The following is an 11,679-nucleotide window of genomic DNA, read 5'->3' as shown; positions in this document are numbered from 1 at the left end:
TGTCACCACAAGTGAAGAAAGAGAATGTAGGAAATATAGTGTCACCACAAGTGAAGAAAGAGAATGTAGGAAATATAGTATCGCCAAATGTATCGAAAGAAAATGTAGTTATTCCACAAGTCATACCGCCAAATATTCAAATGCCAAATATAATGCCGATCATGGATAACAACCAACCACCGAATATAATGCCAATTATGGATAACAATCAAATGCCGAATATGATGCCAATTATGGATAACAATCAACCACCGAATATGATGCCAATCATGGATAACAATCAAATGCCGAATATGATGCCAATTATGGATAACAATCAAATGCCGAATATAATGCCAATTATGGATAATAACCAAATGCCGAATATGATGCCAATCATGGATAACAATCAAATGCCGAATATGATGCCAATTATGGATAACAATCAAATGCCGAATATGATGCCAATCATGGATAACAATCAAATGCCGAATATAATGCCAATCATGGATAACAATCAAATGCCGAATATGATGCCAATTATGGATAACAATCAACCACCGAATATGATGCCAATCATGGATAACAATCAAATGCCGAATATAATGCCAATTATGGATAACAATCAAATGCCGAATATGATGCCGATTATGGATAACAATCAACCACCAAATATGATGCCCTATCAAATGCCCATGATGCCGCCGAATCCGTATTATCAACAACCAAATCCATATCAAATGCCATATCAGCAAGGAGCGCCGTTTGGACCGCAACATACGTCTATGCCAAACCCGAATATGATGCCAATGGATAATAACATGCCGCCGCTTGTGCAGGGTGAGGAAGATTGTGGATGCGGAGGAGAAAGTAGACTATATAGTCCACAACCAGGCGGTCCGCAATATGCGAATCCTTTATATTATCAACCAACTCAGTCTGCATATGCACCACAGCCAGGAACGATGTATTATCAACCAGATCCACCAAATGTATTTGGAGAGCCCGTTTCAGAAGAAGAGGACGAAGAAGAAGTTTAAAAAGGCGGGAGTATTCCCGCCTTTTTTGCATTCCTGTTAATTAAGAAAAGGCAGTTTTTTTATGAAGTGCTAGAAAATTCCCAGTGAAATATTAACAGTGTAAAAACCTTCTCTGTTACTCATCATAAGAGGGAGCTTTTCAGTAGAGAAGCTCATTCTAACAGAGGGGGTTTTTGTATTGAATACGAAAGTAAAAGTGATTGCTGCTTCTTTGTTAGTTACTAGTGCATTAGCTGCATGTGGTACACCAAAAAACAATGCAATGGATGGACGTAACTACAATTACGAGCGTACATCTTATAATGATACACACCAGTATCGTGATAATGTGACGCGTAATGATCGTTATACAGATTATGTAACATATAGAAATGGTCGTAACGATACAGGATACAATTATTACCGTGATGTAAATTACAATGGACAAATTGCTAATCCGCATCCAACTCGTAATATTACAATGAACAATTCATACATTAACAATGATGGTAAAACAGCTGAAAGAATAACAAATCGTGTGAAACGTATGAATAACGTAGACCGTGTGTCTACAGTTGTATATGGAAACGATGTAGCGATTGCGGTAAAACCACGTAACACAGTGACAAATGAAACGGCGATGGCGAACGAAATTCGTCAAGCTGTTGCAAATGAAGTTGGAAACAGAAACGTATATGTTTCTGTAAGAAATGATATGTTTACTCGTGTCGATGCAATGAGTACGCGTCTACGTAACGGTACAGTTACAAACGATTTTAATCGTGATATAGGAAATATGTTCAGAGACATTCGTTACGGTTTAACTGGTACAGTGCGATAGCAAAACAAAAGAGGAAGGGGGAGCCCTTCCTCTTTATTCATCTTCGTCTTGTAAACGACGTTTTTTAATAAAATAACTAACGGAATAAGAACCTAAAAAGCATATGAAGAGAATACCACCTGTTAAAATAGCTTCAAATAGGGGGCTTTCTGGACTGAAAATGATATAAATAATAGCCATAACGATTCCTACAATAAGAGAGCGTAAAACAATTTTGTAATAAGGAGTTAATTTTATCTCCTTTTCACTTTCTTCTACATCAATTGAAACACTTAACTGTAAATAACTAAGGATCATACTCGTAAGAATAAATACTAGCCATAATGGAGATTTCGTAATTTGATCTATTCCTTCAGTGAATCCGATATAGCCTAAAACACCGATTATACCAAGTGATTGAAAAAGAAAGACAATACGTATGTTTTTTAACGTTTGCAGAATGAGACGTTCATCCTTTATTTGTTTCATAATATCTATCTCCCGTTTATGATGATTTCGCTGTTATGTTTATTGTAATATATATATTGCATTTATCAATTTATAATTTGCGTTTGATTTATTTGGATGAAAGAGGAAATAAAATATTTTTATAAACATGTTGCACTTATACTTTATTAATGTTATATTAGCAAAGCGATGAGCTAATTTACGTAAGACGAGAGATATGCTTAAGTGCTAAACACGCGAATGTGGTCGCCTGGTCTCTCGCCGTAAACGCATCAAGACGCCTGCTTTGCAGGCGTCTTTCATTTTATATAAAAGTAAATGATACATGCAGATGAGGTGAATCCTTATCTGCATTTTTTATATTTTCGAAAGAAATGTAATATGGATAAAACCCCCATTTCCGGAAAAACTACTAATGAAAGTATGATCTTGCCTAAAAGAGGTGAACGGAAATGAAATGGATACTGATTGCGATGCAAGCTTTCGTTATGATGTTTTGTTTCGTTTATGAAACGAATGTGAAGGCGGAAGGGCCAGTACCAGAAGTAACTAAAAAAGAACCTGAGGTTACAATTTTATTAGAGCGTATGTATGTTGATGGCGAAGTAAGCGAAGAAATACTTACAGAAAAAGTGACGGATTTAGAAAAGTTTTTACAGCAGTATAAAGAATGGCAGCTCGTTGATCGTGATGATGTACAAATTGTATTGCAAAAGAAAGTTGATGATATTTCTCCGTTATTGAAAACGAGCGGGTATTTTGGTGTTTCAGAGGAAGGGATATTACAAATTTTCAAAGGTGTGCCAAAAAATGATAATGCGATCCATTCTTTCTTTCAAATTGATATGAAAAAGCTTGAGAGCTATGAACGTGCGAAATTGAAACGTGGCATTCGTATTAAATCAAAAGAAGGTTTTGTGAAGACGATTGAAAAAATGAAGCAATACGCAGTTCAAAGTAAGAAAAAAAGCAGCTCATGGTGAGCTGCTTTTTTTCTTATTTATTTTTAGCTAAAATTTCTTTTGCGATTTCATCAATTAGCATATCTTTTCCGATTGGATTGAATGCTTTCGTATTGAAGACTTCATTTGATACTTCATATACGTGATTATTTTTAACTGCTTTATTGTCTTTCCAAACGGCACTGTTTTTGTAGTCTTCGTAAACTTTATCAGCTTCGCCGCCGAAGTTTACAATAAACATTTGGTCAGGCTGGAATGCAACTAGACCTTCTAGTGATACTTGCGCCATCGTTTGTTTTAAATCCGTACCTTTTGTTGCTGGAAGTTTTAAGTCATTAAAGATGATGTCACCGTATCCGAAGCTACCGTATACACGGAAGTTTTGTGGTGTAACTGCAACGAACATAAAGTTCTCATCTTTTGTTTTCTCTTTAATTTTTTTAGATAAAGAGTCTGCTTTCTTATCGTAGTCTGCAATCCATTTGTCTGCTTTCTTCTCTTCGTCAAATAGCTTACCTACTTCTTTAAACTTACCACGCCAGTCTTCTAAGTTTGTTTCTAGAACAACTGTAGGTGCAACCTTTTCTAGTTGATCATAAATTTTTAATTGACGGTTGTTTAAAATAATTAAGTCTGGTTTTAAAGCAGTAACAGCTTCTAAATCAACTTTAGGTGCCCAGTACCAACCTACTGCTTTTACTCCATCTAACTTGTCTGTTAAGTGATTTTGGATTTTATCTTTATATGTATTTGCTGTACCAACAGGTTTATGTCCAAGAAGTAATAGTTCTTCTGTTGATCCAGATAAGTCAACAATTCTCTTTGGATTTACTGGAATTGTAGCTTCACCTTTAGCATGTTTTACAACTTTTGTTTTCGGTTGTTCTTTTGCTTTCGATTCTTCTTTTTGAGAAGAACAGCCAACGATAGAAAGAACAACAAGCATAATAGTAAATAAAATAAATAGCTTACGTTTCATCCTGATGTAACCCCTTTAATTAGTATTGATAATCATTATCGACTTCTGTATATTAAGGTGCTTTAACCTTTCTGTCAATGGAAAATAACAGAAGTTTCAAGTGGAGAACATTTGTTGGGGCAGTCTCGCTTTTCTATCATTAAATATGTTAAAATGGAATACATGATTTAAGAGGGAGAGATCGTATTTTGTTTGAATATGTTACAGGTTACGTGGAGTATGTAGGGCCGGAATATGTCGTAATTGATCATAATGGAATTGGTTATCAAATTTTCACACCAAATCCGTATGTATTTCAAAGAAGTAAGCAAGAAATCCGTGTCTATACATATCATTATGTGAGAGAAGATATTATGGCACTTTACGGTTTTAAAACACGTGAAGAGCGTTTATTATTTACAAAGTTGTTAGGCGTGTCTGGCATTGGGCCAAAAGGCGCTCTTGCAATTTTAGCTTCTGGTCAAACAGGACAGGTCGTTCAAGCGATTGAGCATGAAGATGAGAAGTTTTTAGTGAAATTCCCAGGCGTCGGAAAGAAAACAGCACGCCAAATGATTTTAGATTTAAAAGGAAAACTAGCAGATGTCGTACCAGATGCATTTGTTGATTTATTCTCAGACACAGAACGTTTTGATGAGAAGAAAGGTTCATCAGCTGAGCTTGATGAGGCACTGGAAGCTCTGCGCGCACTTGGATACGCAGAACGCGAAGTTTCTCGTGTTGTACCAGAGTTATTAAAAGAAGCATTAACGACGGATCAGTATATTAAAAAGGCACTTAGTCTTTTACTAAATGGTAAGAGGTGAGTATAATGGACGAACGTCTCCTTTCAGGGGAATCTGCATATGAAGATGCGGATTTAGAATATTCATTACGGCCACAGACGCTCCGTCAGTATATTGGCCAAGATAAAGCGAAACATAATTTAGAAGTATTTATTGAAGCGGCGAAAATGCGTGAAGAAACGTTAGATCACGTGCTTTTATATGGACCACCAGGTCTTGGTAAAACGACGCTTGCGAATATTATTGCCAATGAGATGGGCGTTAATGTTAGAACAACTTCAGGTCCCGCAATTGAAAGACCAGGAGATTTAGCTGCTGTATTAACAGCGCTTCAGCCAGGTGATGTATTATTTATTGATGAGATTCATCGTTTGCATAGATCAATTGAAGAAGTATTGTATCCTGCGATGGAAGACTTTTGCCTTGATATTGTAATTGGAAAAGGGCCTTCAGCACGTTCTGTACGCCTAGATTTACCGCCATTTACATTAGTTGGAGCAACAACACGTGCTGGAGCATTATCGGCACCGCTTCGTGACCGCTTCGGTGTACTTTCAAGGTTAGAGTACTACACAGTAGATCAGCTTTCTGCGATTGTTGAACGTACAGCAGAAGTATTTGAAGTTGAAATCGATTCGTTAGCTGCATTAGAAATTGCAAGACGTGCTCGTGGTACACCTCGTATTGCGAATCGTCTTTTAAGACGTGTACGTGATTTCGCACAAGTTCGTGGTAATGGAACGGTTACGATGGAAATTACACAAATGGCATTAGAGCTACTGCAAGTAGATAAATTAGGTCTAGATCATATTGATCATAAATTACTGCTTGGTATTATTGAGAAATTCCGTGGCGGTCCAGTTGGATTAGAAACGGTTTCAGCAACAATTGGAGAAGAATCTCATACGATTGAAGATGTGTATGAGCCGTATTTATTACAAATTGGCTTTTTACAACGAACGCCGAGGGGCCGAATTGTAACGCCGCTTGCGTATGAACATTTCGGAATGGAGATACCAAAAGTATGACGGAGATGCCAAAGCTGCTTATTACAGCCGGGATCTTACTCATCGTTGTTGGATTAGCTTGGAAGTTCATTGGAAGGCTTCCAGGCGATATTTTTGTGAAAAAAGGAAACGTTACCTTTTATTTTCCTATCATTACATGTATTGTGTTAAGTATTGTATTATCTTTTATTATGTATATAATAAATCGATTTAAATAAGAAATAGGTGGATATAGCTATGGATATAAATCTGTTTGATTTTCATTTACCAGAAGAACTTATTGCACAAGTCCCGTTAGAAGAGCGTGAAACATCAAGATTAATGGTGTTAGACCGTGAAACAGGTGATATTGAGCATAAACATTTTACGGATATTCTTTCTTACTTACATGAGGGGGATTGCTTAGTTTTAAATGAAACGAAAGTTATGCCTGCTCGTTTGCACGGTGTGAAAGAAGATACAGGCGCGCACATTGAAGTACTTCTTTTAAAACAAGAAGAAGGTGATAAGTGGGAAACGCTTGTAAAGCCAGCGAAACGTGTAAAAGAAGGAACTGTTATCTCTTTTGGCGAAGGGAAATTAAAAGCAACTTGCACAGGAACTGCAGATCAAGGTGGACGTCAGCTTGAATTTTCATATGACGGCATCTTCTATGAAATTTTAGATGAACTTGGGGAAATGCCACTTCCTCCATATATTAAAGAGACGCTAGAAGATCGCGATCGCTATCAAACAGTATATGCGAAAGAAATCGGTTCAGCAGCAGCGCCGACTGCGGGACTTCACTTTACAGAAGAGTTACTTGAGAAGTTAAAGCAAAAAGGCGTTCAGTTAGCATTCATTACACTTCACGTAGGACTTGGAACATTTAGACCAGTTTCTGCAGACACGATTGAAGAACACCATATGCACGCAGAATATTATCATATGTCTGAAGAGACAGCGGCATTATTAAATCGTGTGAAAGAGAATGGTGGACGTATTATTACTGTAGGTACGACATCAACTCGTACGTTAGAAACAATTGCAACAGATCATGAAGGTAAGCTTTGCGCCGCTTCTGGATGGACAGATATTTTCATGTATCCGGGATATGAATTTAAAGCAATTGATGGTTTAATTACAAACTTCCATTTACCGAAATCAACATTAATTATGCTTGTAAGTGCATTTGCAAATAGAGATAATGTACTTCATGCTTATAATGAAGCAGTAAAAGAAAAATATCGTTTCTTTAGCTTCGGTGATGCAATGTTCGTTGCATCTCACGCTAAAATGAGAAACAAATAAAAGGAGTAAGTTATGACAGCAATTCGTTATGAATTTATTAAGACATGTAAACAAACGGGTGCCCGTTTAGGTCGTGTGCATACGCCGCACGGTTCATTTGATACACCAACATTTATGCCAGTTGGTACACTTGCAACAGTTAAGACAATGTCACCAGAAGAATTAAAAGCAATGGATTCTGGCATTATTTTAAGTAATACGTATCATTTATGGCTACGTCCAGGTCATGAAATTATTCGTGAAGCAGGCGGTTTGCATAAATTTATGAACTGGGATCGTGCAATCTTAACAGATTCTGGTGGTTTCCAAGTATTCAGTTTAAGTGACTTCCGTCGTATTGAAGAGGAAGGCGTTCACTTCCGTAATCACTTAAATGGAGATAAATTATTCTTATCACCAGAAAAAGCGATGGAAATCCAAAATGCATTAGGTTCAGATATTATGATGGCATTTGATGAGTGTCCACCATTCCCAGCTACTTTTGAATATATGAAGAAATCTGTAGAGCGTACGAGCCGCTGGGCAGAACGTTGCTTAAAAGCGCATGAACGTCCGCAAGATCAAGGTTTATTCGGTATTGTACAGGGGGGAGAGTACGAAGAGCTTCGTCGTCAAAGTGCGAAAGATCTTGTTTCAATGGACTTCCCTGGTTACGCTGTAGGTGGTTTATCTGTAGGTGAACCGAAAGATATTATGAACCGTGTACTTGAGTTTACAACACCACTTCTTCCAGATAATAAGCCTCGTTACTTAATGGGGGTAGGTTCTCCTGACTCGTTAATCGATGGCGCAATTCGTGGTATTGATATGTTTGACTGCGTACTTCCAACTCGTATCGCTCGAAATGGTACATGTATGACAAGTGAAGGTCGCCTCGTTGTAAAAAATGCGAAATTCGCAAGAGACTTCGGTCCGCTTGATCCAAACTGTGATTGCTACACATGTAAAAACTACTCTCGTGCGTACATTCGTCACTTAATGAAATGTGATGAAACGTTCGGAATTCGTTTAACGTCTTATCACAACCTTCATTTTCTGTTAAACTTAATGGAGCAGGTGAGACAAGCTATTCGTGAAGACCGTCTTGGCGATTTCCGCGAAGAGTTCTTTGAACAGTATGGCTTTAATAAACCGAATGCTAAAAACTTCTAATACATAATTTAAAAGGAGGAACAAAAGATGAATGCAGGTATGATGAATATCGTTATGATCGTTGCGATGTTTGCGATTTTCTATTTCTTATTAATTCGCCCGCAACAAAAACGTCAAAAAGCAGTTGCTCAAATGCAAAGTGAGTTAGCAAAAGGTGATGCTATCGTAACAATCGGTGGTTTACACGGTACAATCGAATCAGTAGATGAGACGAAAATTGTTATTAAATCTGGTGGTTCACACTTAACGTTCGATCGCAATGCGATTCGTGAAGTTGTGAAAAACTAATTTGGAAGGCCCTGCATGAAATATGCAGGGCCTTTTTTAGTTACTTTGCTTTGACATATTTACACCGAAAATACCACCGAGTGTACTCGCCCCCATTAATGCTAATTGATAAAGTAATTGTGAGTTCGATAAAGTTTGAGAAAAGCCTAAATAGTTAACTAGAAAAACGAGTATAGTGAACGTGAGACCTGTTGTGAGACCTACTAGCCAACCTTTCCCTTGAGCCTTTTTGCCGGCAGTAAATCCAGACATAAGCATAGATAAAAGAGCGAGTATAAAAATAGTAACGGTTAATGTCCCTTCGTTTATATTCGTAAACTTTAATAAAAGAGCCATAATCATGCTAGTAATAGATGCGAGAATTAGTAGTGTAATAATACCGAAGCCAATTGCAGTTGATAATTTTTTCGTTCCATCCATTTATGCATTCCCCCTTTTTAATACAAGCATATTTTCCTTTTGTCTAAGTTAGACTAGTTTCTTTTTTATAGGGGAGTCTATACGTAAAAAAGGAGATGTAGAAATGGAATGGATATCAATAATTGGACGGACAATGCTTTTGTATATCATCATCTTAATTATTTTTCGTCTTATGGGTAAACGTGAGATAGGAGAGCTAAGTGTATTAGATTTAGTCGTATTTATTATGCTTGGAGAAATGGCTGTAGTGGCAATTGAAAATACCGATAAATCACTTTGGCATCAATTAGTTCCGATGACTTTTCTTATGTGCATCCAAATTATTTTGTCAGTCATTTCCCTAAAGTATCAACGCTTTCGGCATTTAATAGAAGGTGAGCCGGCTATTCTTGTAAACGCGGGAAAGATTGATGAAAAGAAGATGAGAAAGCAACGTTATAATATAGATGATTTAATGATGCAATTAAGGGAACAAGGAGTTGGAGATATTCGGGATGTAGAATATGCTATTTTGGAACCGTCTGGGAAGTTATCTGTCTTTCAAAAACAAAAAAATAAACAAGATACATTGCAGTTTACGCTTCCTCTTATTATTGATGGAGAAATTCAATCTAGTCATTTACAAATGATTGAACATACAGATGCATGGCTTATTGAGAAATTAAAAAACTTAGGTTATAACGATGTAACACAAATTTTATACTGTAGTTTTCAAAACGGAAAATTTTTTGTTGATGTAAAAGAAGATTAGAGATTTATCCTTTGAAAGAGTAAGAATGATTAGTGTAACTAATAATCAGTGGAGATTACCCCACTGATTAAAGTTTCAACTTATTTCAAAAATGAAAGTTTACGAATGATAGGGAGACGACTTAACTCTTCTTTTCGAATGAGTTTGAAAGTGAAGAGAAGTACGATATAAACAATTGTTGTTAAAGTGATTTCCCATAATGTTTGTATGCCAAGGGCATGAGAGAAAATAATATATTTATGAAGATAAAAACCGAAGGCGCCCGCGATACCGATGGCGAGTCCACCGAAAATATAGTCTTTTGCGTAAATGGTAAATGTAATCTTTTTTAAAACAGTAGCGTAGTGAAGAAATGTTACTGTTACAATATTTGCAGCAATAGCGAGAGCAACCCCCATCATTTGAAATTCTGGCCTTGATGCTAGTACAAAAATAACGATTAATTTCACGATGGCACCAATAAATGTATTCATCATTGCAGCTCTTGCTAAGTTTAAAGCTTGCAAAACAGAGGTAAGTGGACTTTGGAAATAATGAAATAAAAAGCAAGGCGCAAGAAGTTGAATGAATGCTGTTGCACTGTCTGACCCATACATAAGAGTTAAAACAGGAGAAGCGAATACGTATAATATAACGACAGACCATCCGCCGGTAATTAATGAAATTCGAAGTGCTTGTTGTAAACGGTGCTCCACTAATTTATGTTGTCTTTTTGCCATTGCTTCACTAATAGAAGGGACGAGCGCTGTAGAGAGAGCGTATGTAATAAAGGCGGGTAGTGATAGAAGCGGGAATGCATAACCGTTTAATATACCGTATTGCTGGGTTGCAACAGAAGCAGCGACACCAGCAATTGCTAAGCTTTGCATAACGACAATAGGTTCAAAAAAATATGAAACGGAGCCGATTAAACGACTTCCTGTAGTTGGAAGGGCAATATCCATCAGAGAATAAAATGTCCCTTTGCTTTCCTTTACAGTAGTGAAAAATCCAGAGCGTATTGATAAATGTTTTTCTCGCTGAAATAACGTGAGTAAAAATAATAACGATGCAACTTCACCGAGAACAGCTGATAACATAGCGCCGGCTGCAGCGTATTCTATGCCGTAAGGTAAAAATAATTGAATGCATATAGCAATAATGGTAATGCGGACGACTTGTTCTAGAACTTGCGCATAAGCGCTAGGTTTCATGTTTTGTTTCCCTTGAAAGTAACCACGCAAAACAGAAGAAACAGCAATAACAGGAACAACGGGCAAAATGGCCATTAATGGATAGTACGTTCTTTCGTCGGTTAATAATGTTTTTGCTAAAATAGGTGTGAGGAACATAATTCCGATTGTTAAAATGATACTAATAACGGATGTAACAGCTAGTGATACGGTTAATATTTTTTTAACTCTTTGTTTATCGTTCACAGCTTCCGCTTCTGCTACAAATTTTGCGATTGCGACAGGAAGACCAATTTGTGTCAATGTAATTGCTAAAATGAATGTAGGAACGGCCATCATATAAAGACCAACGCCTTCTTCTCCTAAAATACGTGCCATTACTATGCGGTTGATAAAGCCAAGTATTTTTGTAATAAAGCCGGCTATCATTAAAATAAATGCGCCTTTTAAAAAGCTTTGTCTCGTCATGTTCTTCTCCTACCTTCTCAAAATCAATGGAATGATTTACAATAATTTATATGCACGTACGAGACAAGAATGACAAGCATTTAAGAGAGTGAAATATGATAGTGCTCTTGAAAGTAGTT

At 36.9% G+C, this 11,679-nt stretch carries 13 protein-coding genes and 1 pseudogene; 10 read left to right on the top strand and 4 right to left on the bottom strand.

Features of this window, described 5'->3' with window-relative positions:
• Together exsA and HFD78_RS07885 are read left to right on the top strand one after the other, a co-directional pair.
• Positions 1-1,019 (top strand): annotated as a pseudogene (exsA, locus tag HFD78_RS29405) (spore coat assembly protein ExsA); the annotation flags it as partial.
• A 178-nt stretch (positions 1,020-1,197) separates the two neighbouring features.
• Positions 1,198-1,839, top strand: coding sequence for a YhcN/YlaJ family sporulation lipoprotein (locus HFD78_RS07885; protein WP_001093541.1), 642 nt, complete (start codon positions 1,198-1,200; stop codon positions 1,837-1,839).
• A gap of 33 nt (positions 1,840-1,872) precedes the next feature.
• Here the strand turns inward: HFD78_RS07885 and HFD78_RS07880 are convergent, their stop codons facing one another.
• Positions 1,873-2,307 (bottom strand): hypothetical protein, encoded by a 435-nt coding sequence (locus tag HFD78_RS07880; RefSeq protein WP_000809472.1) that lies wholly within the window; start codon positions 2,305-2,307, stop codon positions 1,873-1,875.
• Between the two features lie 431 nt (positions 2,308-2,738).
• Here HFD78_RS07880 and HFD78_RS07875 point away from each other — a divergent pair, with 431 nt between their 5' ends.
• Entirely contained in the window at positions 2,739-3,269 is a 531-nt protein-coding gene (locus HFD78_RS07875) for a BofC C-terminal domain-containing protein (RefSeq protein ID WP_000871174.1), read from the top strand.
• Positions 3,270-3,282: 13 nt separating this feature from the next.
• Here HFD78_RS07875 and HFD78_RS07870 read toward each other — a convergent pair whose 3' ends face one another.
• Positions 3,283-4,227 (bottom strand): iron-hydroxamate ABC transporter substrate-binding protein, encoded by a 945-nt coding sequence (locus HFD78_RS07870; RefSeq protein WP_000823606.1) that lies wholly within the window; start codon positions 4,225-4,227, stop codon positions 3,283-3,285.
• Between the two features lie 188 nt (positions 4,228-4,415).
• On the opposite strand from HFD78_RS07870, the gene ruvA reads away from it, so the two are divergent.
• From ruvA to yajC, 6 genes are read left to right on the top strand one after another with little or no spacing between them, the layout of a single operon-like run.
• Positions 4,416-5,033, top strand: a complete 618-nt coding sequence (ruvA, locus tag HFD78_RS07865; RefSeq protein WP_000464509.1) for a Holliday junction DNA helicase RuvA — start codon at positions 4,416-4,418, stop codon at positions 5,031-5,033.
• Between the two features lie 5 nt (positions 5,034-5,038).
• Positions 5,039-6,040 (top strand): Holliday junction branch migration DNA helicase RuvB, encoded by a 1,002-nt coding sequence (gene ruvB, locus HFD78_RS07860; protein WP_000344449.1) that lies wholly within the window; start codon positions 5,039-5,041, stop codon positions 6,038-6,040.
• Positions 6,037-6,237 carry a DUF2905 domain-containing protein gene (locus tag HFD78_RS07855; protein WP_000138162.1) on the top strand — a complete coding sequence of 67 codons (201 nt, stop codon included), beginning with the start codon at positions 6,037-6,039 and terminating at the stop codon, positions 6,235-6,237. Before ruvB ends, HFD78_RS07855 begins: the two co-directional genes overlap by 4 nt.
• Before the next feature lie 19 nt (positions 6,238-6,256).
• Complete coding sequence (gene queA / locus HFD78_RS07850; RefSeq protein ID WP_000354034.1) at positions 6,257-7,309, top strand: tRNA preQ1(34) S-adenosylmethionine ribosyltransferase-isomerase QueA; 1,053 nt, start codon at positions 6,257-6,259, stop codon at positions 7,307-7,309.
• A gap of 12 nt (positions 7,310-7,321) precedes the next feature.
• Entirely contained in the window at positions 7,322-8,461 is a 1,140-nt protein-coding gene (tgt, locus tag HFD78_RS07845) for a tRNA guanosine(34) transglycosylase Tgt (RefSeq protein WP_000125365.1), read from the top strand.
• Positions 8,462-8,488: 27 nt separating this feature from the next.
• Positions 8,489-8,749 (top strand): preprotein translocase subunit YajC, encoded by a 261-nt coding sequence (gene yajC, locus HFD78_RS07840; RefSeq protein WP_000991115.1) that lies wholly within the window; start codon positions 8,489-8,491, stop codon positions 8,747-8,749.
• A gap of 36 nt (positions 8,750-8,785) precedes the next feature.
• Here yajC and HFD78_RS07835 read toward each other — a convergent pair whose 3' ends face one another.
• The gene (locus HFD78_RS07835; protein WP_000349131.1) at positions 8,786-9,169 is read right to left on the bottom strand and encodes a TIGR04086 family membrane protein; all 384 of its coding nucleotides are present in this window, start codon (positions 9,167-9,169) and stop codon (positions 8,786-8,788) included.
• A 103-nt stretch (positions 9,170-9,272) separates the two neighbouring features.
• Between HFD78_RS07835 and HFD78_RS07830 the strand changes: the two genes are divergently transcribed.
• A complete protein-coding gene (locus tag HFD78_RS07830; protein ID WP_000454817.1) occupies positions 9,273-9,920 on the top strand; it encodes a DUF421 domain-containing protein in 648 nt (215 codons plus the stop codon).
• A gap of 80 nt (positions 9,921-10,000) precedes the next feature.
• Here the strand turns inward: HFD78_RS07830 and spoVB are convergent, their stop codons facing one another.
• Positions 10,001-11,560 carry a stage V sporulation protein B gene (gene spoVB, locus HFD78_RS07825; RefSeq protein WP_000198300.1) on the bottom strand — a complete coding sequence of 520 codons (1,560 nt, stop codon included), beginning with the start codon at positions 11,558-11,560 and terminating at the stop codon, positions 10,001-10,003.
• Between the last annotated feature and the right edge of the window lie 119 nt (positions 11,561-11,679).

Origin of the sequence: Bacillus sp. EKM501B, from assembly GCF_011800505.1 — a bacterium.
GTDB classification, from domain to species: domain Bacteria; phylum Bacillota; class Bacilli; order Bacillales; family Bacillaceae_G; genus Bacillus_A; species Bacillus_A cereus.
Note: the sequence above shows the minus strand (reverse complement) of the source record. Positions and strands in the feature narration are given on the sequence as shown.

Coding starts and splice junctions, on each gene's coding strand:
- yajC (WP_000991115.1), top strand. CDS start 8,489: ATGAATGCAGGTATGATGAATATCGTTATGATCGTTGCGATGTTTGCG.
- HFD78_RS07855 (WP_000138162.1), top strand. CDS start 6,037: ATGACGGAGATGCCAAAGCTGCTTATTACAGCCGGGATCTTACTCATC.
- HFD78_RS07830 (WP_000454817.1), top strand. CDS start 9,273: ATGGAATGGATATCAATAATTGGACGGACAATGCTTTTGTATATCATC.
- HFD78_RS07875 (WP_000871174.1), top strand. CDS start 2,739: ATGAAATGGATACTGATTGCGATGCAAGCTTTCGTTATGATGTTTTGT.
- ruvB (WP_000344449.1), top strand. CDS start 5,039: ATGGACGAACGTCTCCTTTCAGGGGAATCTGCATATGAAGATGCGGAT.
- spoVB (WP_000198300.1), bottom strand. CDS start 11,560: ATGACGAGACAAAGCTTTTTAAAAGGCGCATTTATTTTAATGATAGCC.
- tgt (WP_000125365.1), top strand. CDS start 7,322: ATGACAGCAATTCGTTATGAATTTATTAAGACATGTAAACAAACGGGT.
- HFD78_RS07870 (WP_000823606.1), bottom strand. CDS start 4,227: ATGAAACGTAAGCTATTTATTTTATTTACTATTATGCTTGTTGTTCTT.
- queA (WP_000354034.1), top strand. CDS start 6,257: ATGGATATAAATCTGTTTGATTTTCATTTACCAGAAGAACTTATTGCA.
- HFD78_RS07880 (WP_000809472.1), bottom strand. CDS start 2,307: ATGAAACAAATAAAGGATGAACGTCTCATTCTGCAAACGTTAAAAAAC.
- HFD78_RS07835 (WP_000349131.1), bottom strand. CDS start 9,169: ATGGATGGAACGAAAAAATTATCAACTGCAATTGGCTTCGGTATTATT.